Source organism: Listeria sp. SHR_NRA_18, assembly GCF_003856515.1.
Taxonomy (GTDB): Bacteria; Bacillota; Bacilli; order Lactobacillales; family Listeriaceae; genus Listeria_A; species Listeria_A newyorkensis.
Genome location: NZ_QPKR01000001.1, coordinates 11,334 through 35,174, shown reverse-complemented (window position 1 = coordinate 35,174; position 23,841 = coordinate 11,334). Strand labels below are relative to the sequence as shown.

Below are 23,841 nucleotides of genomic sequence, written 5' to 3'. Positions count from 1 at the left end.
AGAAAGTACGGTGATTCAAATGTTCGGTATCTCGGTTTACTTATCCAGCGACAATGATTTTGAAACAACAATCCAGCATGCATCCAAAAACGGCTTTTCGCTCATTTTCAGTTCCTTACACATTCCAGAAGAAAATCCTACAAACTATCGACACTTGCTAATACGACTAGGCGCGGCAGCAAAAATACACGACATGCAGTTAGTCCTCGATATTTCCACTGAATCACTCGCACACATCGGACTCACAATTGACAATGCCGACCAACTGACTGATCTCGGCGTTACCGGCTTGCGCGTCGATTACGGCCTCACCACAGAAGAAATCGCAAAACTCGCCAAGAAAATCAAAATCTACCTAAACGCCAGCACGATTGACAGCACCTTTTTAGAAGCACTTATACAAGCCGGGGTCGATATTTCGCAAGTGGAAGCCTTCCATAACTACTATCCAAAACCGCACACAGGTCTCGATATTCCCTTTTTCAAGCAAACGAATGATTTTCTACACCTTCACGGCTTAAAAATCGCAGCTTTCGTGCCCGGCGACGGTGAAAAACGCCAGCCCTTATTCGAAGGCTTACCAACACTCGAAAACCACCGCCACAGCAATCCATTCGCCGCAGCACTTGAATTAGAAACACTCGGCGTCGACAACATCTACATCGGCGATCCATCGCTGCAAGCACGAACAACCGAACAATTCGCCGCCTTCGCTAAAGATGGCATGCTCTTACTCGACTGCCAACTAGCTCCAAATCTTGACCCAGAGATTCAAAAACACCTACTAAGACCAGATAATAATCGCATGGACCCAGCACGCGATCTCATTCGCTTAGAAAAATCCCGACCAGCTTTGGGGAAAATTGATATAGCACCGATTCCATCAAACAAACGTCATATCGGTAGCATCTTGATTGACAATAACCTGTTTGGACGCTATCAAGGAGAAATTACGATTGCTCTCCGTGATCTGACCGCTGAGCAAAAAACGAATATTATCGGTCAAGTCACACCAGAATCAATTGCCATACTCCCCTTCATAAAACCTGGACAGGCACTTCAATTGAGACAACATAATTAATCAGTATAACCAAAGAAAATTCTGCTCACTTTAACACGAGCAGAATCTTCTTTCTATCTATCAACCTTCAAGGCACCCAAGTTTACTGTGCCATCAATGATTTTTCAACATCTATAACTGGTCCACCACCGAAGCGAGTAACCTTACTTGAACCAAATGAAGACATCACATTTTTCGTATCTAAAATTAAAGCGCTATTCGCGAGTATCTGTTCTTTATCAAACAAGTCGTGACATGTCAGCATGATAACTAAGTCATAAGATGCAAAACTGCTGTAATCAAGCGGAATCGTTTCTTGGATGGTACCATCATAGTCCCGATACTTCGTTGCTAATGGATCACAAAAATCGACGCTAGCTCCTGCTTTTACAAGATTTTCATAAACTGAGATACTTGGCGATTCACGGAGATCATCAATATTCTCCTTATATGCCATCCCTAACAGTAAGACTCGCGAACCACTCAATGCTTTTTGTTTACTGTTTAAAGTTTTCATTGCTTTGTGAACAACATGCTCAGGCATTTGATGATTTGTTTCCTGCGCTAACTCAATAAAGCGACTGAAAAAATTAACTTCTTTTGCTTTCCAAGACAGGTAAATCGGATCTAGTGGAATACAGTGCCCTCCAATTCCTGGGCCTGGGTTAAATCGCATAAATCCAAATGGTTTTGTACTAGATGCTTCAATGGTTTCCCAAACATCAATATCTAATTTTTCGCATAACAAGGACATTTCATTAATAAACGCGATGTTGATACTGCGAAACGTATTTTCAAGAAGTTTACTCATCTCTGCGACTTCTGTTGATGCTACTGGCACTACATGATTAATAACTTGTTCATATAAGGCCGTCCCCACTTGCATCGAAATCGGCGTCATACCACCCAAAACTTTCGGTGTATTTTCAGTTTGATAGGTTTTATTCCCCGGATCTACTCGCTCTGGTGAATAACAGACATAGAAATCTTCGTCAAGCTTCCACCCATCTTTCTCAATCGGCGCATAAAGCAATTCCTTAGAAGTACCCGGATATGTCGTGCTTTCCAATACCACAACCGTATTAGGCGTCATGTTCGCTCGAATCATATCCACAGCGCTCACAATATATGAAATATCCGGTTCATACGATTTTGTAAGTGGTGTTGGTACACAAATAATGATGGCATCTGCTTTTGCTAAACTTTCAGAATCTGTAGTCGCAACAAGCGTCACTTTTGGCTCACTTGGATCAAAACCAATGACTTGAAAACCAGCTTCGGCAAAGGAAATAGCTAGTGGCAAACCAACATAGCCAAGTCCCATAACCGCGATAACCGCTTCTTTTTCGTTCAAACTATTCTTTATTTTCTTAAAATTATTCATCCCATTACTCCTTTTTATATGCCTTAACGTGTCCCCCATTTATCGACACGTAATGTTGCCAATGCAGTTAATCGAACAATATGAATAGTGAAAAAATGAATCAGTCCATAAATCGGAGCCATTAAATAACAAAGCGGATACTTAAACATATAATGCACATTCCTTGCATAAGCTGATAGGCAAGCTAGAATTAAGTAAAATACCCAATCGACCCATGTTAAATCCCAGAAATGCCAAATAATATTATAAGCAACAGCAGCTAGGAAAATAAGCCATAGCACGATTTCAACAAAAGACCATAAAAATACAATTGGATGTGTAAAAATCATACGCATCGATATAAATGTCTCTCTAAAAAATGACTTACTCCATCTCGTTTGTTGTTTTAAAAAGACACGCATCGTATCTGGAACATCTGTAATACATTCTGCTGTTGATTGATAAATCGTGGTACCTTTCTCAATCGCATAGTTTGTCAGACAACGGTCATCCCCAACAGACGCTGGAACCCCCAGAACTGTTTGGTTCAAATATCGCTGTAGATTATCCATAATAACCTCGCGTCGATAGCAACTAATTGGCCCCGAACAAACAAGGATATGTCCAGTTACTGACTGTGAAGCCCGCTCCACACGAAAAGCATTGTCATAACGCATATCCAAAAGACGTGTTAACAAGTTCGTATCACGATTACGAGCATTAATATGTCCCGTCGCTGCCATCACTTTTTCATCAGCAAACGGTCGCATTAATTCATAAAGCGTATCAGGGAAAATCTCTCCATCAGAATCCATAGTGAAAAATATGTCCCCTGTAGAGTTCTCAAATGCATAAGCTTGCGCATGGCGTTTCCCTTGGTTCTTCTCCATCTCGTGAATAATAATATTCTTCGTATTTGGCAAATCTGCTTCCGCCACATATTTTCGCAAAGCAATAACAGCCTCTTTTGATTTACTGCCATCATCCACAAAAAAGATTTCATGTATCGGATAGGTTTGCTTCTGAATCGTCTCCATCAAACGAAGAATGGCATCACTCGACTCATTGTAAGCTGGAATAACAACCGTTACTTTCAAATTCGGCGGTTCATTTTTCTTCGGCTTATAGAACATAGATAGCGTCATTTTAATAATAAGATAAATGACCATTCCCCAACCATAAATACTAAACGATGTCGAAATGTTCCCCGTCCTCCAAAAACCAATCATCTCCAACATCGCTACACAAAGCACAAAACCAAATAGCGAAATAACAAATGACGATTTCTTCCTTCCCTCTTCATACATTGTACCAACCCCTTCAATTCATAAAAAGACTTAATATTCTAATTTTAAAATAAATAAAGATAATTAAATTCTTTTCGAAAGACAATCCATATTATCCGATTTGTCTAAATTCAATCTACACGTTGCAGTCCCTTTCCCAATATAGAGTTTGCTCCTCTTTTAACAAACACTAACACATTTCCAATTATACATACCAAGCCCCCTATATTCAATAGTTTCTGAAATGTTTCACCTTTTATACATACTTTCCTCTTTTTCACAAGAATTATACGCTTTTAAATCCAAATACTCATCCATTTACAGAAAAAAATCCATTTTTCTGGAAAATAAATCGATACTAACTATCTTTTTAATTACTTTTTTAATGGTATGATGCAGATAATAAAAAAACACACTAAAATTAGCATGTTTCTAATCATCTTATTTCATCACCTTTTGTTAACTCTTTCAATTGAAACAAAAAGTCATGATAAAAATCTCTTGTATAGTGTACATAAAAATTGCCCCAAGGATGGTCCTTATCAAGTGTATATTTCTTTTGTGTCATATCCAAAATTTGTACATGGAAATGAGCCACCACATACTGATCTAGCATATCCCAAATACCATTTAATCGCTCAATATCCACCGTTGGATAATTGCGACCCTCCCGCCATTCATTAAGCGAAGTACCATCTTCAAATACATCCTCAAATCGAGCCTTCACCAAGACAATCTTACAAAAAGGAACCTTTTCATGCAAAAATTGGAAAAACGCATCGACATGCTGCATCCAAGCTTTAAAGTAAGATTCGAAATCAGCAGTTATCGTCCATATCGCTTCCGAATCCTTTACTGGAGGCACATCTTTAAATTTAGGATTATACGTAAAATAACCTTGTGTAGCCTCTACAACGCCCAAATAAATATCAGCATAGGCATCCAAAAGTAGATATTCTGGCTTCCTCGTTTGAATCAGACTCAAAAATTCTTTTGTATGTTCTGTTTTATAATGCCATCCAGTAAAAGCATTCATCTTCGCCGTCTCTTCATCCTCTACTAAAGGTAAAGCTGGCGACATGAGGCTTAGAAAACTACATTGATGTTGATGCAGCACACATTCAAAAAAATCTTTGTAATCTGGATTAAACGTCGTATTGAAATTGTCTCTGGTTAAGCAGGAGCCCATAATGGCGATTTTTTTAGGTATAATCGTACTCGTTCCCTTCTCTACTCTGTTAACGCACTGATTTGCTCTACAATTTTATGTAGATTGCTCGATGAAAGTAACAGCTCATTGATACATGTAATTTGTTCTATAATTGTGTTTCGTGAAATATCTGCATGCTTGTGCACTGATGAATCAAATACGTTATGAATTTCCACTGAATCAGATGGAATTTGCGAATATAAATTGTAGTTAAAAGAAATCAGCGGATAACCAAAAATAATGCGTTTTTTAGTCGTTTCTGTATTAGCGAGCTTCATTAAATCATTCAAAATACTCCTTTTTCGAAAATCCCGTAGATAATGCAAATCGTTCTCTTGGTTATACTGCTCAATACTGATAATTGGATCTACCGTGACCGAATTATAATCTCCGAGCAAACTGTGATACAACGCACCAGTACCACCTTTAGAACCACCGTACAGTACAACGTCATCTTTCGCAATATGGTTCGAATCCATCACAAACTGAATAGCATTTTGAATATCTGATTCCATTTCCATATAATTGAACGTATTGATATAATGACTTCCATAAGATAAATTTAAATCCATGATCCGCATAATAATCGTATTCTTCACTAAATGCTTCTGCATACTTGCAAAAGAAGTCGTGAAACAACGGTGAGCAATGTTTGCACTATGATAATGTTCTTTCGCCGGCATCGGAGAAAAAATCACGACTAAACGTTTAGGTGCAAGCTTGTTTTCTTTTTCAGCAGGTATCTGATCCAACGAATAAAACAAATCTCCATGTTGAATTAAATCTTTCCGTTGCCAAATCGTATGCACATCTTTACGCCGAATAAAGTAAGAAGATTGCCCCGAATGCATATATAAAATATAATCGTGCGCTAAAATGGCTTTATACATCTCTAAAATCGGCTGTGTCTCCCGCGACAATTCCAAAATATTCTTATTCGAAAAAGTCTTCACAACCACCTTCATTTTTTCATACTCACAATGAAAACTATAAATATCCGTAAACTCCATATCTTTATTTGCTGTCATATAAATCATGGCCTCCCTTTCAAAAATAACACCCGCATTAACTTCTCATTCATAAATACATTATCAAGGTTTAGCAGCTTCTTCTGAATGGCGTTACAATATTGAAACACATGAGGATCATCCTCCAAAATAGCCTCTGCCAGACTCTCCGTCGTATAAGACTTTCCTTCCAACAAACACGTCTGCTTCATATCAAAATACCAGCCAACCTTTTTCTGATATTTTTCCGAATCCTCTTGCAAAATAATAATTTTCTTATTCAAGTGCGCATAGTCAAAAATAGCTGACGAATAATCAGAAATTAAGACATCTACTAGCAAAAATAATTCTTGAATATCCACAAGTTCATTAAAGAAACAATGAATTCTCGGATCCAACGCTTTATATAATTTGCGTAGCGAAGTCTCTAATGGATGCAGCTTCACGATAATTTCATATTCAGGCGGTAAACTCTCAATCAACGCTTTTAAGTCAATACCAGTAACTTCCTCACGCTCCTGCTTACGCCATGTCGGACAAAATAAAATATACTTCTTGCTCGCATCTAGCGGCCGATTAAAGTATTTCAAATGAATACGCGATTTTTCCCCATGTTTACTACTATTCTCGATCAAATACGCGTTCCTTGGCGCCCCCATCTCGAGTATCTCCAATTTTGGATTTTCTTCTAACGCAAAAGCCGAACGAAACAATGTCGTATTAAAAGTGGACGATGTCAAAAGATAATCCCATTTTTTCATCCGCGGTAAAAAAGCACTCAGCTCTTGTTGTCGGTGCTTCACATCCTCTAAATCTGCTACCATTTTCTTCAAAGGTAAACCGTGCCATGTTTGAATAATGACCTGATTAGGCGCTTTTCCAACTTTATCTAGCGGATTTCCATTCACGATAATATACTTACACATGTGGAATTTCTGCTGATAATTCGCACTACCTAAACGAAGCGCCTCAAAACCAAAATGCCGAATCTCCATGTCTACCAATTGATTCACAGAACTGACATACACCTTCGCATTCGGTATGTGTTTCTTAATCCAAAGCGCGATATACTTCGGATCACCTGAAAATGACTTCCCATGAAAAGATTCAATAAAATACATATTCTCGTTTATCACTGTCGTCCGATGCTGCCTTTCTTTCCAAGCATTTATCCGATCAAGTAGAGAATGCAACATCGTTTTGGTGGAATGACTCGTCAAAATTTTCCCAATAACAGGCTTATCTTTCAAAAAGCCATACATGCGATAAATGATGGGTAACTGGTCCATATCACTTGCCATGACGTCCGCCCAAATCTCTTCTACACTCCTGCTTAATGCAAATTTTCTTGGTTTTTGTGATTGAAACACGTGATGACACTCCGCATAAAGAGACACATAATTTCTAGGTGTCGCAATAACCGGGAGGCTTGCCGATAATTGATTTTCTTAACGGATGCAAGAAAATTTAAAACACGCGTCGCATCCATTTGTACATCTTTCGAAATCCATTGAATATTGCTAGGATTACCATAGACCTCTCGTAATACTCTGTCTTCTCCTGGAAATAAAATGGCACGTTTCCCCTCGGCCAGTGCCTCCAGAATCGAATAGCCAAATGTTTCATAACGCGACGTTGAAAAATAAATATAATCCACAGGCGTTCCCTGATTGAAGAACACATTGGCATGCAGTGAATAATTATTAATCAAGTTACGATACAGCATCTCAGAAGGCCCGTACCCCTCAATATACAGCTTGATATGCGTCGCTTTATGATAATGAACGAGATAATCCAAAAGTCGAATCGCGTAGGATATATCCTTCACATCATCCTCAAATCGAGAAAGAACATAGAGGTTACTCGTCGGTTTTTGCATATCATTCTCGGGCAACTTTACGTGGTGCGTACTGACATGATGAACAAGCAATGCGTCATAATTATACGTCGCTTGAAACTCTCGTTTGATAGATTCTGTCGCTACCCTCACATAGTCCAACGCATGCAAATCTGTAGCCAAGTTTTCAGGCAATATACTCAGCGGTGCATGTATTTCACCAATCGTCATGGCATGCGGGCAATAGAATTTAATAATCTGCGCCAATGGGAAGAACGTTTCCCGCGTTATAATATACACATCAATCGTAGCATCTTTACCCAAGTTTAATAACGGCTGAAAACTCACCTGTGCACTCAATGTCTCCTGATGACGAAGACTCAAAATATCCGTCGGTGAAAAAGGACGCGCATTATAAAGAACAACGTCAATCCCTTCCTGATTAAACTCTTTGGTCAAGTTCAGATTACTACGACTCGTACCCCCTGGCGAAAAAACATTAAATCCGATAATAGCAACCCTCATTGCGCTGACTCCCCAATTTCAAAAAAATCTCTCTTCAAGTCAGCATCCAGTGCCAATTTCAGAAGAGGAATACCGTGGCTTTATGTCTGAGCGCTTCCTGCAAGCTGTTGCTTGATGTAAGTCGTCGAAATATCTTTTGTGCGCTCCAAATAACATACTTCACAATGATCACTCAAAAAATCAAACTGCCCCTTCCAATCATCCCCCATTACAAAAATATCAATGTGATGCGACTGGATATCCGCAACTTTTTGATCCCAAGTAGTCTCAGGTATGACTTGATCGACATGTTTAATAGCTTCCAATAAATATTTACGCTGCTCATAGTTGTGAAATGCTTTCTTATCTTTTAATAAGTTAAATTCATCCGTAGATAGAACGACCGTCAAATGATCCCCCAATTGCTTGGCACGCTCTAATAAACGAATATGGCCCCAATGTAATAAATCAAATGTGCCATATGTGATAACTTTTTTCATAATGTAGTGACTCCCTTTCCCCGCTGACAATAATGTAACATGTGCCTTTTATGAATGGCTCCTTACACTGAAATTCGTACGAAAAAATAACTGAACTATCCAATCATTCCCTGAACTGCTTACAACTCAAAATTTCATCATCATGAAATCAAGGCTCGGTCGTCTATACCAATAATTGGATAAAAAAATACGGCGTATGCAGAAAATAAAGGGAAATTTGAGAAATCATCATGCCCGAAAGATTTAGTTTCAGCTTTCTTTCAATATGTTTTAAGAGCAACTCAAACAAGCCAAATAATCCATGATTCATCCTTCTTTTCTACTTCTCGAAGGTCCTCATTTATACACCTTTAGTGCATCACAGCGCTGTACCTTCCTCATTATACATAGCCCGGCTCGTATATACAATAGCTTCAAAAACATTTCACCTTTTGTACATATTTGGACTGTTTTTGTGTAACCTATGTCATTTCTGATGCCTAGTTCCGTTTATTTTTTTAAAGTCTTGCATTTTTAAGCCAAATAACCAACCATTTTGAAACAAACTTCTTATTTTTGTAAATTTATTCACTTTTTATCTCAGTGTCATTCGAAAAGTTATTGTTGTAAACTACTCTTCTTCCGTCGCTACAGTGTGTGCTTCCATAATTCCCAATTATTACATTTAGATTCAGATTATATGTTCGTTAAAAAGATAGAAAATTCAATCATTTAAAATAAGAGTTTTCAAACCACTCTCCCTGTTTCAATAAAAAGAATTAAACTCTAATCTCTTACTTGATTATACAGGCAAGATTCCACGTATTCAAGCTTTCGCAAAAAGATTCACTAGACGTTCACAAAGGCTACTTGAAGAGTGAATGTTAGCACTTACATCGTATGTTTTTTTTTGGAATCACCCTCTATTTTGCACCAAAATCGCAAAAAGCACCTCGCCCAAACGGCTCGGTGCTTCCATATTTATCGTATTATTTTCCAAAATCATACTTGTTTTCCACATACACATCATACCAAATCATGAAAATAACGACCGTCCAAATTTTACGGCTATAATCTTGTTTTCCGGCACAATGATCGTCTAGTAATTGCAAGACATATTTTTTATTGATGAGGTGATCTGTCGGTGAATCACGAATAATATCTTTGACCCACTGATTCATCTCGTCTTTCAACCAATGACGAATCGGCACTGGGAATCCAAGTTTCCGGCGATTTAAAACGTGATCGGGTACGAATGCTTCGGCTGCTTTACGCAACACGTATTTCGTTGTACCATTCGTTGTTTTAAGCGACGCTGGAATATCTTTTGCCACACGGAATACTTCTTTATCCAAGAATGGCACACGGACTTCTAACGAGTTCGCCATCGTCATTCTATCGGCTTTCAGCAAGATATCGCCGCGCATCCACGTATGAATATCGATGTACTGCATCCGCTCCACTGGATTGTAGCCAACTGTCTCCGCATATAGTGGATCGGTAATTTTTGTGTAATCGTGACCGGCTTGATATTTCGGCAGCAAGATTTTTTTCTCGGCTTCCGTAAACATCTTCGCGTTACCAATATAACGTTCTTCCATCGGTGTTGTTCCGCGCTCAAGGAAGCTCTTACCGCGCATTCCCTCAGGCATAACATTTGCGACGCCGCGAAGCATCGACTTCAAAACACCTGGCATTTTGTTAAACATGGACAGCGAATTCGGCTCGTTATAAATATTATACCCACCGAAAAGTTCATCCGCGCCTTCTCCTGATAAAGCAACCGTCACGTGTTTACGTGCTTCGCGGGATAGGAAATAAAGCGGAATCGCAGCTGGATCTGCCAACGGATCATCCATATGCCAAACAATTTTCGGCAATTCATCCATGTATTCCTGTGGCGTAATGATGTAACTGATATTCTCGACGCCTAGTTTTTCAGCGGTTTCTTTAGCTACATCGACCTCACTGAAGCCATCACGTTCAAAGCCTACAGAGAACGTTTTAATCGCAGGATGGTATTCTTTTGCAATCGCCGCGATAATCGAGGAATCAATCCCACCCGATAAGAACGAACCGACCGGCACGTCACTGCGCATGTGCATTTTTACAGAATCATACATTACATCGCGAATTTCTTTAATAAACGTATCTTCTGATTTCGCAACTGGTTGGAATTTCGCCTTCCAATATTGACTAATCTGCATCGATTCACCGATTTTTTTCGTGAAATAATGACCTGGCTCTAAGCGTTTCACACCTTGCGTCAAAGAGTCCGGTTCCGGAACAAACTGGAACGTCATGTAATTTTGTAAAGACACTTCATCCAATTTTGTAGATTTTAGCGCATGCAAGATCGATTTCTTCTCAGAACCCATGTAAAGTTTTCCATCTTCCTCTGCATAGAAAAACGGCTTGATACCGAAAGGATCGCGGGCACCGTAAATTTTCTCCTCTTCTTTATCCCAAATAACAAAACCAAACATACCGCGCAATTGTTCCGCCGTTTTTTCCTTATATTTGGCATATGTAGCAATAATAACCTCTGTATCACTGCTCGTCTCAAACGTCATACCTTCGTTCACCAAGTTCTCGCGCAGCTCCACATAATTATAAATTTCACCATTAAAAATTATCCAATACCGCTCATTCTCATACGTTAGCGGCTGATGACCGTTCTCCACATCAATAATGCTGAGGCGACGGAAACCAAACTGAACATGCTCATCCGTAAAATAACCCTCATCATCGGGGCCACGGTGTGTAATCATGTCATTCATTTGCTTAAACGTTTCCTTCTCTTCGCCAGTAATTTCAGCAATGCGGTCATGTACGCATCCAATAAATCCACACATCGTCACATTTCTCCTCTATTTTTAAACTATTTATGTCCACTTTTTCAACAACGTCTATCATATCATAAATAGGGTTTGTTTGAACAGCATCCCGCAAAAAAAGACCCAGAAAAATCACGTAAACATGAATTTCCTGGATCCTTTATTAAAATTGATGTTTTATGCCTATTCATGAACGCACCGCGAAACACCAGCGGGCCGCACAAGGCTTAGATCCTAGGCAAAAGCGCGTACCGGAGCGGAACGTACTAAAGTACGTGAGCACCGGAACACAGCATTTAACGACGGAGATGAGCCTTGTACGGCCCGCTGGAAGATTTTAATTGTCTGTGTGTTTTAATACTGGACGATCGTGTAACGGTTGAACTTTACGGTTGTTACCATCGTAGTATTTGTTGAATTCTGCAATTTGTTCTTTTGAAACTTCTACTGGTGTCGACATAACATACCATTCCACGTTTTCAGATAGTGGTGGTGTTGTTAATGAACCTAGATAGTGATAGTATGATTTGTTTGTTGGAAGTAATGCTGCTACGTCAATTGGCTCGCTAACAGTTGTTTTTTCGCCTTTTTTAACATTGTTTAAAATACTTTGGAAAGCTGGGTTTGCTTTACCTTCTGTGAAGAAAACGCCGATAACTGCTAGACGGCTATCTTGATTTTCATTTACAAAGTGGGCTTCGATTGGATAATGTTTACCATCTACTGTATGCTCACTTTCTGCATGGAAATGGAATTGATTTAATTCAAATTTGCGTCCGTTGATAGTCGCTTGTCCACCGTCATCCACTTGGATACTGTGGCCATTGTCTACTTCGTCGGTCACTTTTTGATTGTAATTTAATTCAATAGTCCCAGTGTCCTTCATCGGCTCTGTTTTTGCTGTTTCAATGTTGATCGGGGACTGTGTGTCGCCTGCTTCAAATTGCCACGATTTTTGATCATGATAGTCTAAGTGATCCTCGTGTTTCGCTGTTGTTTCTGTTTTTGCTGTTTTTTCCTCTTTTTTCGTGTCGCTTGCATCGCTATTGCCACAACCTGCTACGAGAATAAGTGATGCCGCGATTGCTGAAGCTGCTAATAATTTTGTTTTCATGTTGAAAACTCCTTTCGTTAAGTAACTTAATTATTATATTACATAATGATTCATATGTGTGTGTACTTTTTGTGACGATATCATGGTATTTTTGAGAAAAAACACCCAATAATGTAAAAAACCTAGCTGGATTGGCTCCAAAGCTAGGTTTTAAAATATTAATTTATATTTGCAGTTTGGGATAAAAATTCTTTCATTTGTGACGCTTTGTCCACTTTTTCCCACGGTAAGTCTAAATCTAACCTGCCGAAATGACCAAATGCCGCGGTTTGACGGTAGATGGGACGACGCAAGTCAAGCATTTTAATAATTCCTGCTGGGCGTAGATCGAAAAATTTATTGACTGCATTGATTAAGTCTTGCTCGCTGTAATTGCTCGTTCCGTATGTGTCAATCGAAATGGATACAGGGTGGGCAACTCCGATGGCATAAGCTAGTTGTACTTCTACTTTCTTAGCAAGTCCGGCTGCAACGATGTTTTTAGCAACATAACGCGCGGCATAAGCGCCTGAGCGGTCCACTTTTGTTGGATCCTTACCAGAAAAAGCGCCTCCTCCATGACGTGCGTAACCGCCATATGTGTCTACGATGATTTTGCGACCAGTTAAACCTGCATCCCCTTGAGGTCCACCGATAACGAAGCGGCCAGTTGGATTGATGAAGTATTTCGTTTCCGCGTCAAGAAGCCTTGCATCAATCACTTCTTCTATAACTAGCTTATGCAAGTCTGTTGCGATTTGTTCTTGTGAAATGTCCGGATGATGTTGCGTCGAAATAACGATTGTATCGACGCGAATTGGTTGATTAGTATCATCATATTCTATGGTAACTTGTGTTTTCGCATCTGGGCGTAGATAGGTCAACACATTATTTTTGCGTAATTCCGCGATTTTACGGGATAATGCATGTGCTAATGAGATTGGAAGTGGCATCAATTCTTCGGTTTCATCTGTTGCAAAACCGAACATCAAGCCTTGGTCTCCTGCCCCGATCGCATCGATTGCCGCGTCTTCGGCCAAACCACCCCGAGATTCTAAAGCGACATCCACACCTTGTGCGATATCTGGTGACTGCTCATCAATGGCTGTCAAAACAGCACACGTTTCTGCATCAAAACCATATTTTGCACGGGTGTAGCCAATTTCTTTAATCGTATCGCGCACGATTTTCGGAATATCCACGTAAGTAGACGTTGTTATTTCTCCCGCTACGAGTACCAATCCTGTTGTCACTGTCGTCTCACAAGCCACACGAGCATCAGCATCTTTCGTTAAAATCGCATCCAAAATTGCATCTGAAATCTGATCTGCAATCTTGTCTGGATGTCCATCAGAAACAGATTCTGACGTAAATAAATGACGGTTTCTTGCCATTCTTTGTTTCCTCCTTTTTCTTCTCCATCGCGAAGTGGTTTGCAAAAATGCGAACTTATCGTCTGTTTCCTTGTAGTCTCGTTCACGCTTTTATTGCGACATGTTTTAGCTCCATGCCAACAAAAAAGCCTTCTCCCTATTTGCCAATTGCGCGCGGAATAGAGAGAAGGCTATTATTTACAATACCTTCGCTCTCATCGATCAGGAAATCAATTCCTGCCACAGGTTAGCACCTTACAATACATGTAGGTTGCCGGGTTTCAAAGGGCCAGTCCCTCTACCGCTCTGGATAAGAGTTTAATTTAGTTTTCACGTTATTGTAACATGTTTCAAACTTATTGTCACGCACAAAAAATTTTGCACGCTCGCCCCTACTTCTTTTTTCGAATATCACATGTCCGATTATCTGCCACTACACTGTATCCAAAACGTCCTGCAGGCTTGAGAAATGGCAAATACATAATTAAGCCAATGAGTCCTGTCAGCGGAAAACGCAACAACATCCGACGAATCGCGAAAAAACCTTTCTTGGCGCTTCCATCTGGTGTGATAAGGTGAATTTCACGCATCAGTTCTTCTTGTGAAAAACCGATATCAACTGCTTCTTGAAGTGGCCTCCAGTCGATGACATGCATCCAGTCTAGCCTTTCAAACACGCGTTTCGTAGCTTTGCAAAACCGACAATTTTGATCGTATAAAACGATATCCTTCATTCTTACTCAACTCCTTAAATGACGTTTCTTGTTTACCATTCTCGCCAAACTATGTTAAAATGAATTTTATACATTGGGATTTCCCAGATTGTATGAATGCTTGGTTCACCAAAGGAGAAGAAACTATGATATTTTCGACGTTAACTTTGCTTATTTTTGCGATTTTTATTATCGCTGTATGCATTTTTGAATTTGTTTTAAAATGGCGCTGGTTCAAGTACTTTTTAGCAACAATGGGCTTGATTGCAAGTGCAGTTATTTTCTTTATTAGCTTCTACGGCGGCGGAGTTTCGCAAGCTGAGATCGCGATTTCGATTTTCATCGCTACACTTGGAGAGTATATTTTCTCTCTTATTATTAGCATCGTTGCTTGGATTCGCCGCATGTCGGCTAAGAAAAACGTTTAATGAAGCATCTGAAAAAAGTTGGGCCTCACGCATTGCGGGCTCAACTTTTTTTGTTGCCTAATTACTGGAATTCAGCGACACTAGTTCGTATGTAATGATCGTCGTATCGTTCTCCCAGATGAGCTTAAGTGGCACAGCAATACCATTTGTTTCGCTTTCTCTTGTTGTCCGAACTTCCACTGGCACATCGATGGGATAAATACGATATCCTGCTTTCTCCAACTCAAAAAAGTTATCTGAAATCCGCTTCTCTTTTCCCTTTGTTACAATCATTGTGTTGACTTCTAATGGCATTCCCATGCGTATTACCTCCAATTATTTGATTTTAGTTGTCGCAATGTTTCTTGAATAACGACTTGCATTCCTTCATCGCGCATAAAAAAACTGAATGATTCCTGCTGAACGATGCTTGCTAAATCCCCTGCAATAAGCTTCGGACCCAACGTCTCCATATAATCCACCTGATTCACAAAACCTGCTACATTCGCCAAATAGACGCGTTTGCTGAACGTTCGCTCTGCTGTCTTTACTTCATATTGCGCTATTATATGTAATTTGTCTAATTTTGCGCCGGTTTCTTCCATTGTTTCGCGCCTCGCCGTTTCTTCGTTCGACTCCCCAAGCTCGCCTTTTCCACCAGGAAACTCGATGCCACGGGTTTTATGCGTAGTGAACAGCCAAGTGTCATGAAATTTCGCGATGACGAGCACATCATCTGCTTCTTGTTGGATATCAAAATAAATCGATACCGCATTCCCAAGCGAATCCTGATACGTGTACATGCCTATTCCCTTTCTTTTTTTCGAATTTGTGGTACGATAAAGAGGTTAAAATTCCTAAAAATGAAGGTGAGTCGCAAAATGAAGAAAATCATGTTGGGCGGTATTCGTCTTTATCGCAACTATATTTCACCCTTAAAACCTGGAACTTGCCGGTTCTACCCTACTTGCTCGCAATATGGTATGGAAGCCATTACAGAGCATGGCGCTTTAAAAGGCGGCTGGTTAACAGTGAAGCGGATTTCTAAATGCCATCCTTTCCATAAAGGCGGTGTGGATTTAGTGCCGATGAAGTGCAACCACGAAGACCACCGTCATCCTCATTATAATGAAAAATAAGAGTAGGCGCAAGGATTCAGCGCGACGAGTAGTACTGCTTTTGCCTAGAAATAAAACATTGCTCGTCGCACTTACGTTTTGAGGTTTTATATTTTTTATCATTTTCTACAAGAAACTACTTGCCTTTTTATCTTATTTGCGGTATTATGAATTTCTGATATTAAATCGTAATGGCTACGATTTATTATTTTTTAGCATCAAATAAGAATCATTTCGATTTAGGAGGTTCCTTTTTTCATGAAGAAAATAGCAATTTTACTTAGTACGCTTCTGCTTGTTTCTGTTTTCATGGTCGGCTGTGGCAATAGCGACGCGAAGACGAAAGATGCGGATAAGTTGACGGTTTACACGACGGTTTATCCATTACAATACTTAGCGGCCCAAATTGGTGGCAAATATGTCGATGCAAATTCGGTATATCCTGCTGGTTCGGACGCCCACAGCTTTGACCCCTCACAAAAAGACATGATGAATATTGCAGATAGCGACCTATTTTTCTATATTGGACTTGGTATGGAAGGTTTTGTTGATAAAGCGAAACAATCGCTTAAAAATGAGAACGTGAAATTTGTCGTGACGACGGATGGCTTGAAACTGCCGACTATCGCGCATGAAGAGGAAGATCATGACCATGAGGACGAGGATGATGACCACGATCATGGCGATGTGAATCCGCACGTTTGGCTGGATCCGAATTATATGGTGACGATGGCAGGCGTTGTGCGGGACAATTTAAGCAAAGAGCTTCCTGCACAAAAAGCAACGTTTGAGAAGAATTATGAAGACGTTGTATCTCAATTAAAAACATTGAATAACGATTACAAAACGATGGCTTCGAGTGCGAAACATAAAGATTTCGTGACGGCACACGCGGCGTATGGTTACTGGGAGCAAGAATACGGCTTCAAACAAATTCCGATTGCCGGTATTTCAACGAGTGACGAACCTTCTCAGAAGAAATTGACTTCGATTGTGAACACGATTAAAAAAGATAAGATTCCATACATTTTGTTGGAGCAAAATACGAATTCCAAGATTGCCGACGTTATCCAGAAAGAAACGGACACAAAGACGATGAAGCTTCACAATTTAGAAACGTTGACGCAAAAAGATATCGATGCAAAACGTGACTATATGTCGATTATGAAAGATAATTTAGCGGCGTTAGATAAGGCGTTGAATTATTAAGGTATAGGAAAGGCCGAGTGTGCGAAACGCTCGGCCTTTTTGTATGCTATTATTTTAAGCGATGACGCTGAATTTTTTGGGAGGCGGTTCTCGGAAGCTTGTCTAAAAAATGAAATTGGCGTGGTATTTTAAACTTCGCAAGCCTTTGCTGACAAAATTCGGAAAGTAGCGCCGTATCCATCGCCTCCTTTGCTACAATAAAAGCGACCGGTACCTCGCCCCATTTTTCGTCCGATGCAGCGACCACAGCCACCTCTACAATATTCGGGTGCGCCATCAAAACATGCTCGATTTCTGTTGGGTAAATATTTTCGCCGCCAGATATAATCAAATCGGAACGCCTATCCAGCACGAACAGGAAACCGTCGTCATCTAGGTAACCAATATCTCCCGTCTGAAACCAGTCATCCTCGTCAAATGCTGCCTTTGTGGCGGATTCATTGTGCAAATACCCCGCCATGATGGAAGGTCCTTTTAGCAAAATTTCGCCATGTTCACTAATCTTGATTTCTGCTGGAAACAAAGGTTTTCCTGCCGAGCCAATTTTTAAAAGTGCCTCTTCCGGTGGTAGCGTCACGATTTGTGAAGCCGTTTCCGTCATGCCAAACGATTGCACCAGCGGAATTCCTTTTTCAAAACAAGCCTCAAGCATCGATTTGTTCGCAGGGCCGCCGCCAAGTAGCATGCAGCGGAAATTCGGATGATATCGCGTCGTAAAAACGTCCAGCAAACGCTGCGCCATCGTCGTTACCACAGAAATCAACGTCACCTCACCGCTACGCAAAAAGGCATCAACCCGCGCCTCATCAAAATGTTCCTCCAAATAAACCGGAATCCCGTAAATCACCGAGCGCATCAAAATCGACAGACCACTAATGTGGAAAATCGGCACCGCACAGAGCCAACTATCTCCGGCTTGCAAACCAAGATTCAGCATCGAGCCAGTCGCGCTCCACCAATGATTCCCGAACGTCTGCATCACCCCTTTAGGCTGCCCAGTCGTGCCCGACGTATACATGACCGAAGCCACATCCTCCATCGCAAAATGGGAAACGAGCGGAACATTCAAAATCGGCGCCTCCATCACAGACGTAAAAGGCACCGCAGGAATTCCATCCACTTTTTCCGCAAACCCATCCGCGTAAAAACACCGCTCCACCTGCGCATCCTGCGTTTGAAACAAAATCTCCGTCGCCGTCAACCGATTATTCAAAAATACCGTCCGTGCCCCCAGCTGCTGCAACGCATGAATCATCAAAAACGTCTCTCGGTCATTCCTGCCAAGCAATGCGACATACATCCCGTCCCGAACACCAAACGACGCCAATTTTCCAGCCACTTCTTGCACCGCTTCATATATCTCTAAAAAAGTTTCCTGCTTATCCTGAAAAACGAGCGCGGTCTTCCCTGGAGAAAGCCGCACTCGTTTTTCCAACCAATTGGTTAGTTCCATCATTTTTCACCAACAATCAAGGGAATTTCGGGAATTGATCGAAGTCTGGGTCACGTTTTTCTTTGAACGCGTCACGCCCCTCTTTCGCCTCATCCGTTGTGTAATAAAGAAGCGTCGCGTCACCAGCAAGCTGTTGAATACCCGCCAAGCCGTCCGTGTCCGCATTAAATGCTGCCTTAATAAAACGAAGCGCCGTCGGACTTTTCTTCAACATTTCCTTCGCCCAAGCAACCGTCTCTGTTTCCAAATCAGCAAGTGGCACAACCGTGTTAATCCAGCCCATTTCAAGCGCCTCAGCAGCCGTATATTGACGACACATGAACCAAACTTCCTTCGCTTTCTTATGACCAATCACGCGCGCCAAGTAGCCAGAACCATAACCGGCGTCAAAACTACCAACATTAGGCCCAGTTTGACCAAATTTTGCATTATCCGCCGCAATCGTCAAGTCACATACGAGTTGCAACACGTTCCCGCCGCCAATCGACCAACCAGCAACCATCGCAATCACCGGTTTCGGAATCACACGAATCAAACGCTGCAAATCAAGCACGTTCAAGCGTGGAATATTGTCCTCGCCAACGTAGCCGCCATTTCCACGAACCTTCTGATCTCCACCAGAACAAAACGCTTTCTCGCCTTCGCCCGTTAAAATAATCACGCCAACCTTCGAATCCTCGCGCGCAATCGTAAACGCATCAATCATTTCAATGACCGTTTTTGGTGTAAATGCATTGTGCACTTGCGGACGATCAATCGTAATTTTCGCGATTCCTTCGTATGTTTCGTACTTAATTTCCGTATAATCCTTCTCTTTTTTCCACTCAAAACCCATTAGTTCGTTCCTCCTCTAATTCGTAACCAATTGCGGACCGCGTAACCAAAAGCCTCCGGTTGCTCGATATGTATCGTATGTCCCGCATTTGAAAAAGTAATGTATTTTGCATCGGGAAGCGCCATTTTCATAGCCACCGCAATCCCGCAAAATTTCTGATCCTCTTGCCCCGCTAAAAGTAGCATCGGCATGTGAAGCGCCGGCAACTCCTCCCAAAAAGAAGGCTGCGCACCCGTTCCCATTCCGCCAAGACTTCCAGCCAAACCTTGCGCACGTTGATTCAACCGTTCCGCGCGAATCTTATCCTGCACATTTTCCGAGAGATAACGCTGCGTCGCAAAAAGTGGCAACTTCTCCCAATCTACGACAAAATCGGCCACGCCTTGCTTTTTAATTTTATCAGCAAGCGCCGTATCTTTCAAAATTCGTGCCTCGCGCTCTTGTTCCAACTCCAAACCCGGCGAAGCACTCTGCAGAACAAGCGTCTGGATTCGCTCAGGGTAAAGCGTTGCAAGCCCCAAAGCTAGCCGGCCACCCATCGAATATCCGAGTACCGAAGCTTTCTGCGCGCCAACCTGATCCAAAATCGCCATCAAATCCGCCGCCTGCTGCTCCATCTCGTATCGCGTCACATCAAGCGGCGCATCCGTCTCACCATGCCCCAACAAATCCACCGTCACACAGTGCCAATCCGACGCCAAAATCGGCAAAATCGCATCATACGTCGCATGCGAACCCGTAAAGCCGTGGAGCAATAACAACGTTCCCCGTAAAGCCCCAGCATTCGTCTCCACAACATGGTAATCCACGCCCCGAATCCGCATCCTTATTTCAACTCCGAACGAATCGCCGTCTTAATCGCTTCCCACAACGCCCGATGCGCATCCACATTTTCATATCGATTCGTCTTCACTTCAATAATATCCAGTCCCTTGTGGAAATGAGCCTGATCAAGCGCATCATGGAACTCATCCCAATCCGCCGCTTCATGAAAATCACCCTCATAAAGCGCCGCCGTGTAGCGAAAATCAAGATCCGTCCCCGTCCCAAACAACGACTCAAAATACTTCGGATCCGACGCCTGCGGTAAGAACGAGAAGATCCCGCCCCCATTATTATTCACCACAATAATCGTCAAATTCAACCCATACTTTTTCGCCATCAAAAGACCGTTCATATCATGATAAAACGACAAATCACCAATCAGCAAATACATCGGTTGCTCCGTCAAACTTGCACCAAGCGCCGAAGAAACCACGCCATCAATCCCGTTTGCCCCGCGGTTAGCAAGCATCCGAATCTGTTTATCCACCTGCGCAAAATACGTATCAATATCACGAATCGGCATACTATTCCCGATAAACAAGCCAGCTTTTTCAGGAATCCACTCGCGCAGTTCGTACACAAGCTTCCCTTCATCCAACGTGTCAAGCGTCTTCATATGCCCATTGATAACCGTCTTCACTTTTGCATTCAAATGTTGCCAAGTCCCCGCCCAGTCCGCCGCAGTCTTCTCCTGCCAGCCGTCCGTGAGCGCGCCAACCAAGAAATGCTCGTCACAGTGAATCATGTTCGTCACCGCTTTAATCGGATCCTTCCACGCCGCGCCAGGGTCAACCACGTAGAACATCACGTCCTCCAAAGCCTCGAGCCACTTCATGAGCGGCTTCGAAACCGGCATCGCCCCAAAGCGAATCACAACTTCCGGACGCAACGCCTCGCGCGCCAATTCCTCCTGCAAAATCGCATCATACTGGTCAATCACAGCATCGCTCAGCGCACCATAACTACGCAACTGCGACAACGGATCCGCCAAAATCGGCCAACCAATCTGTTCCGCGAGCGCCACCAATTTCGGTGAAAACGCCTTTTTATCCAAAGGACCCGCCACAAAAACGCCACGTTTCCCAGCACAAGCCCCTATAATCTGCGCAATCACTGCATCCTCTAACACCTCATGCGTATAATAAATATGCACGTGACGCCGCTTCTTCTCCGTAACCGCAAACGGCGACGGCTCCAAAATCGGCATCAACGGCTCGCGCAACGGAAAATTCAAATGAACCGGTCCACGTGGTGCATTCATCGCAATATCCACAGCCTTCGAACCATGCCATTTTGCAAAACGCAACATCTCCGTCGAATTCTCAGGCAATGCCATATCCGTAAAATCCTTCACATGCGATCCGAATAAGCGAACCTGATCCATCGCTTGCGGCGCCCCAACATTTCGCAGTTCATGCGGCCGATCCGCCGTCAAAACAAGCAACGGAACCTGCGATAAATTAGCCTCAGCCACCGCAGGAAAATAATTCGCCGCCGCCGTTCCCGACGTACATAAAAGTACAACCGGTCTTTTCGAAGCCTTCGCAATCCCCAGCGCAAAAAATCCCGCCGAGCGTTCATCCACATCCACATAAATTTTTAGCGTCGGATGTTCTGCCATCAATAAAGCAATCGGCGTCGAGCGCGAACCTGGGCTAATAACCGCCTCCTTCACGCCAGCCTGCACCAATTCTTCCACAAAAGCCGCCAAATATTCCGTCATGACCTTTCTATGATCGTTCATGTACCTTACCTCCTAATACCCGTAGCATCGGCTGAAACTTAATCGCCGTCTCCGCAAGTTCCTCCACTGGCACCGAATCCGCCACAATCCCGCATCCAGCATACAACAACGCATTCGTATCTATCGCAAGCGCCGAACGAATCGCGACCGCAAATTCACCACGATCAAGCGGATCAATCCAACCAATCGGAGCCCCATAAAAACCGCGATCCATCTCTTCTTTCAAACGAATCACCGTCATCGCCTCCGCTTGCGGCCAACCACCAAGCGCTGGCGTCGGATGAAGCGCACGCAACACGTCCAACAACTTCGCCTCGCCTCGGCGTCCTGAAACCGTCATATACAAATGCTGAATATCCCGATTCTTAAGCAATACCGGACTCGCCGAAACCTGCACATCCTCGCAAAAACGCGCCATCGTGCCCTGAATCATCTCTACAACGAAATGGTGTTCCGCCAAGTTTTTCGCATCGCTAAGTAACGCATCACCCAGCATCGCATCCTCACTCGCCGTCTCCCCGCGCGCAATCGAACCCGCCACGCAAGCCGATTCCAAATGAGACGAATCCGCCATCAACAACCGTTCCGGCGTAGCGCCAAAGAAAGTACTCGTCCCATTTTCCAGCACGAAACAGTAACTATTCGCCTGCTGCTCCTCCATATGCGCGATCATCCGACTGCTCGAAAGAAAACCATCGAATCCCAGTCGCATCCGCCGAGCCAATACCACTTTCTGCATATTTGGCGATTCCTGCAACAACGCCACAACATCCGTCGCAGCCCGCAGCCAAGCATCCTCCGCCAAGCGCTCCTCCAAAATACAAGCCACTTCCGTATCCTGCACAACCGACGACGCGGCAACCTTATCCCACTGCGCCATCACAGCCTCGACTTTCGCATAATCATCGTCCTCCGACAGCCACAGATTCACCGATAAATAACAGCGATCCTCCTTCTCCGTCACCAAGAAAAGCGGCAAATAAAAAAATCCTTCCCCGAACTTTTCCCATTCCGGCGACGCATCATGCTGATCATCAAAACTAAATCCACCAAAATAAACGGCACCACAAGCAGTTTCCTCACTGTTCGTTACCGTCCGTTCAAGCACCTGCTCTTTTCTCGTATGTAACGCCAAAAACCGGTCATGCCCCTGCTCCACTCGAAGCTGATCCATCGCGCCAAGCCCCGCAAGTCGCAACGTCCGCTCTTTATTTTGCCAGAAGAAACGCTCGCCTTTAAAAAACTCGTTTCCCTGATCAAAAACACGCTTTGCCATACCACCAGGAAGCTCACAAACCCAGCTTAATAACACGTTCTCCTGTTGCGAATTTAATCTACGTTTTGCCTGCTGAAACAGCTCTATTGGCAATGTTAAACCCATATAACTCATCTCTCCTTCATTGCCTTCACTCACCTACCCATTATAACAAAAGCCATCCGTTTTTACACCTCTAGACACTCCCGAAAAAACAGCCCAGCTCCCCATTC

General features: G+C 42.5%; 22 protein-coding genes and 1 riboswitch. Of the genes, 4 read left to right on the top strand and 18 right to left on the bottom strand.

Annotation, left to right across the window (positions count from 1 at the left end):
- The first annotated feature begins 19 nt into the window (after window positions 1–19).
- Window positions 20–1,081 carry a MupG family TIM beta-alpha barrel fold protein gene (locus DUK53_RS00255; protein WP_036133258.1) on the top strand — a complete coding sequence of 354 codons (1,062 nt, stop codon included), beginning with the start codon at window positions 20–22 and terminating at the stop codon, window positions 1,079–1,081.
- Between the two features lie 82 nt (window positions 1,082–1,163).
- Here DUK53_RS00255 and DUK53_RS00250 read toward each other — a convergent pair whose 3' ends face one another.
- The 11 genes from DUK53_RS00250 to DUK53_RS00200 all read right to left on the bottom strand — a co-directional run bounded on the left by DUK53_RS00250 (window position 1,164) and on the right by DUK53_RS00200 (window position 14,783).
- Window positions 1,164–2,444 carry a nucleotide sugar dehydrogenase gene (locus DUK53_RS00250; protein WP_036133260.1) on the bottom strand — a complete coding sequence of 427 codons (1,281 nt, stop codon included), beginning with the start codon at window positions 2,442–2,444 and terminating at the stop codon, window positions 1,164–1,166.
- Window positions 2,445–2,467: 23 nt separating this feature from the next.
- A complete protein-coding gene (locus tag DUK53_RS00245; protein WP_036133262.1) occupies window positions 2,468–3,730 on the bottom strand; it encodes a glycosyltransferase family 2 protein in 1,263 nt (420 codons plus the stop codon).
- Between the two features lie 415 nt (window positions 3,731–4,145).
- Entirely contained in the window at window positions 4,146–4,898 is a 753-nt protein-coding gene (locus DUK53_RS00240) for a DUF6270 domain-containing protein (RefSeq protein ID WP_036133264.1), read from the bottom strand.
- Window positions 4,899–4,939: 41 nt separating this feature from the next.
- Window positions 4,940–5,947 (bottom strand): XcbB/CpsF family capsular polysaccharide biosynthesis protein, encoded by a 1,008-nt coding sequence (locus DUK53_RS00235; protein WP_036133316.1) that lies wholly within the window; start codon window positions 5,945–5,947, stop codon window positions 4,940–4,942.
- 5 nt (window positions 5,948–5,952) lie between these two features.
- Window positions 5,953–7,296: a CDP-glycerol glycerophosphotransferase family protein gene (locus tag DUK53_RS00230; RefSeq protein WP_236637248.1), complete on the bottom strand. Its 1,344-nt coding sequence runs from the start codon at window positions 7,294–7,296 to the stop codon at window positions 5,953–5,955.
- Complete coding sequence (locus DUK53_RS00225) at window positions 7,260–8,288, bottom strand: glycosyltransferase family protein (RefSeq protein ID WP_124892520.1); 1,029 nt, start codon at window positions 8,286–8,288, stop codon at window positions 7,260–7,262. Before DUK53_RS00225 ends, DUK53_RS00230 begins: the two co-directional genes overlap by 37 nt.
- A gap of 80 nt (window positions 8,289–8,368) precedes the next feature.
- The gene (tagD, locus tag DUK53_RS00220) at window positions 8,369–8,767 is read right to left on the bottom strand and encodes a glycerol-3-phosphate cytidylyltransferase (RefSeq protein ID WP_036133268.1); all 399 of its coding nucleotides are present in this window, start codon (window positions 8,765–8,767) and stop codon (window positions 8,369–8,371) included.
- A 968-nt stretch (window positions 8,768–9,735) separates the two neighbouring features.
- Window positions 9,736–11,601 (bottom strand): asparagine synthase (glutamine-hydrolyzing), encoded by a 1,866-nt coding sequence (gene asnB, locus DUK53_RS00215; protein ID WP_036088988.1) that lies wholly within the window; start codon window positions 11,599–11,601, stop codon window positions 9,736–9,738.
- Window positions 11,602–11,920: 319 nt separating this feature from the next.
- Window positions 11,921–12,697 carry a carbonic anhydrase gene (locus DUK53_RS00210; protein WP_036088986.1) on the bottom strand — a complete coding sequence of 259 codons (777 nt, stop codon included), beginning with the start codon at window positions 12,695–12,697 and terminating at the stop codon, window positions 11,921–11,923.
- A gap of 158 nt (window positions 12,698–12,855) precedes the next feature.
- Window positions 12,856–14,070, bottom strand: coding sequence for a methionine adenosyltransferase (metK, locus tag DUK53_RS00205; protein ID WP_036133270.1), 1,215 nt, complete (start codon window positions 14,068–14,070; stop codon window positions 12,856–12,858).
- A gap of 191 nt (window positions 14,071–14,261) precedes the next feature.
- A riboswitch (SAM riboswitch) is annotated at window positions 14,262–14,366 on the bottom strand.
- 75 nt (window positions 14,367–14,441) lie between these two features.
- Entirely contained in the window at window positions 14,442–14,783 is a 342-nt protein-coding gene (locus DUK53_RS00200) for a thiol-disulfide oxidoreductase DCC family protein (RefSeq protein ID WP_036088982.1), read from the bottom strand.
- 125 nt (window positions 14,784–14,908) lie between these two features.
- Here DUK53_RS00200 and DUK53_RS00195 point away from each other — a divergent pair, with 125 nt between their 5' ends.
- The gene (locus DUK53_RS00195; protein WP_036088981.1) at window positions 14,909–15,190 is read left to right on the top strand and encodes a hypothetical protein; all 282 of its coding nucleotides are present in this window, start codon (window positions 14,909–14,911) and stop codon (window positions 15,188–15,190) included.
- A gap of 57 nt (window positions 15,191–15,247) precedes the next feature.
- Here DUK53_RS00195 and DUK53_RS00190 read toward each other — a convergent pair whose 3' ends face one another.
- Together DUK53_RS00190 and ytkD are read right to left on the bottom strand one after the other, a co-directional pair.
- Window positions 15,248–15,490: a DUF2584 domain-containing protein gene (locus DUK53_RS00190; RefSeq protein ID WP_036088980.1), complete on the bottom strand. Its 243-nt coding sequence runs from the start codon at window positions 15,488–15,490 to the stop codon at window positions 15,248–15,250.
- Window positions 15,491–15,495: 5 nt separating this feature from the next.
- Complete coding sequence (gene ytkD / locus DUK53_RS00185; RefSeq protein WP_036088977.1) at window positions 15,496–15,972, bottom strand: RNA deprotection pyrophosphohydrolase; 477 nt, start codon at window positions 15,970–15,972, stop codon at window positions 15,496–15,498.
- A 78-nt stretch (window positions 15,973–16,050) separates the two neighbouring features.
- Here ytkD and yidD point away from each other — a divergent pair, with 78 nt between their 5' ends.
- Window positions 16,051–16,308, top strand: coding sequence for a membrane protein insertion efficiency factor YidD (gene yidD, locus DUK53_RS00180; protein WP_036089088.1), 258 nt, complete (start codon window positions 16,051–16,053; stop codon window positions 16,306–16,308).
- A gap of 237 nt (window positions 16,309–16,545) precedes the next feature.
- Window positions 16,546–17,496 (top strand): metal ABC transporter solute-binding protein, Zn/Mn family, encoded by a 951-nt coding sequence (locus tag DUK53_RS00175; protein ID WP_036088974.1) that lies wholly within the window; start codon window positions 16,546–16,548, stop codon window positions 17,494–17,496.
- A 49-nt stretch (window positions 17,497–17,545) separates the two neighbouring features.
- Here DUK53_RS00175 and DUK53_RS00170 read toward each other — a convergent pair whose 3' ends face one another.
- Genes DUK53_RS00170 through DUK53_RS00150 form a run of 5 tightly spaced genes read right to left on the bottom strand, consistent with a single transcriptional unit; the run spans window position 17,546 to window position 23,734 of the window.
- Window positions 17,546–18,949 (bottom strand): o-succinylbenzoate--CoA ligase, encoded by a 1,404-nt coding sequence (locus DUK53_RS00170; protein WP_036088971.1) that lies wholly within the window; start codon window positions 18,947–18,949, stop codon window positions 17,546–17,548.
- Window positions 18,950–18,965: 16 nt separating this feature from the next.
- A complete protein-coding gene (gene menB, locus DUK53_RS00165) occupies window positions 18,966–19,784 on the bottom strand; it encodes a 1,4-dihydroxy-2-naphthoyl-CoA synthase (RefSeq protein ID WP_036088967.1) in 819 nt (272 codons plus the stop codon).
- A complete protein-coding gene (gene menH / locus DUK53_RS00160; protein ID WP_036133271.1) occupies window positions 19,784–20,608 on the bottom strand; it encodes a 2-succinyl-6-hydroxy-2,4-cyclohexadiene-1-carboxylate synthase in 825 nt (274 codons plus the stop codon). Before menH ends, menB begins: the two co-directional genes overlap by 1 nt.
- Window positions 20,609–20,610: 2 nt before the next feature.
- Window positions 20,611–22,353 carry a 2-succinyl-5-enolpyruvyl-6-hydroxy-3-cyclohexene-1-carboxylic-acid synthase gene (menD, locus tag DUK53_RS00155; RefSeq protein ID WP_036133273.1) on the bottom strand — a complete coding sequence of 581 codons (1,743 nt, stop codon included), beginning with the start codon at window positions 22,351–22,353 and terminating at the stop codon, window positions 20,611–20,613.
- The gene (locus DUK53_RS00150) at window positions 22,340–23,734 is read right to left on the bottom strand and encodes an isochorismate synthase (protein ID WP_036133275.1); all 1,395 of its coding nucleotides are present in this window, start codon (window positions 23,732–23,734) and stop codon (window positions 22,340–22,342) included. The genes menD and DUK53_RS00150 overlap by 14 nt, the downstream gene beginning before the upstream one ends.
- Window positions 23,735–23,841 lie beyond the last annotated feature (107 nt).

Coding starts and splice junctions, on each gene's coding strand:
- DUK53_RS00255 (WP_036133258.1), top strand. CDS start 20: ATGTTCGGTATCTCGGTTTACTTATCCAGCGACAATGATTTTGAAACA.
- DUK53_RS00250 (WP_036133260.1), bottom strand. CDS start 2,444: ATGAATAATTTTAAGAAAATAAAGAATAGTTTGAACGAAAAAGAAGCG.
- DUK53_RS00245 (WP_036133262.1), bottom strand. CDS start 3,730: ATGTATGAAGAGGGAAGGAAGAAATCGTCATTTGTTATTTCGCTATTT.
- DUK53_RS00240 (WP_036133264.1), bottom strand. CDS start 4,898: ATGGGCTCCTGCTTAACCAGAGACAATTTCAATACGACGTTTAATCCA.
- DUK53_RS00235 (WP_036133316.1), bottom strand. CDS start 5,947: ATGACAGCAAATAAAGATATGGAGTTTACGGATATTTATAGTTTTCAT.
- DUK53_RS00225 (WP_124892520.1), bottom strand. CDS start 8,288: ATGAGGGTTGCTATTATCGGATTTAATGTTTTTTCGCCAGGGGGTACG.
- tagD (WP_036133268.1), bottom strand. CDS start 8,767: ATGAAAAAAGTTATCACATATGGCACATTTGATTTATTACATTGGGGC.
- asnB (WP_036088988.1), bottom strand. CDS start 11,601: ATGTGTGGATTTATTGGATGCGTACATGACCGCATTGCTGAAATTACT.
- DUK53_RS00210 (WP_036088986.1), bottom strand. CDS start 12,697: ATGAAAACAAAATTATTAGCAGCTTCAGCAATCGCGGCATCACTTATT.
- metK (WP_036133270.1), bottom strand. CDS start 14,070: ATGGCAAGAAACCGTCATTTATTTACGTCAGAATCTGTTTCTGATGGA.
- DUK53_RS00200 (WP_036088982.1), bottom strand. CDS start 14,783: ATGAAGGATATCGTTTTATACGATCAAAATTGTCGGTTTTGCAAAGCT.
- DUK53_RS00195 (WP_036088981.1), top strand. CDS start 14,909: ATGATATTTTCGACGTTAACTTTGCTTATTTTTGCGATTTTTATTATC.
- DUK53_RS00190 (WP_036088980.1), bottom strand. CDS start 15,490: ATGGGAATGCCATTAGAAGTCAACACAATGATTGTAACAAAGGGAAAA.
- ytkD (WP_036088977.1), bottom strand. CDS start 15,972: ATGTACACGTATCAGGATTCGCTTGGGAATGCGGTATCGATTTATTTT.
- yidD (WP_036089088.1), top strand. CDS start 16,051: ATGAAGAAAATCATGTTGGGCGGTATTCGTCTTTATCGCAACTATATT.
- DUK53_RS00175 (WP_036088974.1), top strand. CDS start 16,546: ATGAAGAAAATAGCAATTTTACTTAGTACGCTTCTGCTTGTTTCTGTT.
- DUK53_RS00170 (WP_036088971.1), bottom strand. CDS start 18,949: ATGGAACTAACCAATTGGTTGGAAAAACGAGTGCGGCTTTCTCCAGGG.
- menB (WP_036088967.1), bottom strand. CDS start 19,784: ATGGGTTTTGAGTGGAAAAAAGAGAAGGATTATACGGAAATTAAGTAC.
- menH (WP_036133271.1), bottom strand. CDS start 20,608: ATGCGGATTCGGGGCGTGGATTACCATGTTGTGGAGACGAATGCTGGG.
- menD (WP_036133273.1), bottom strand. CDS start 22,353: ATGAACGATCATAGAAAGGTCATGACGGAATATTTGGCGGCTTTTGTG.
- DUK53_RS00150 (WP_036133275.1), bottom strand. CDS start 23,734: ATGGGTTTAACATTGCCAATAGAGCTGTTTCAGCAGGCAAAACGTAGA.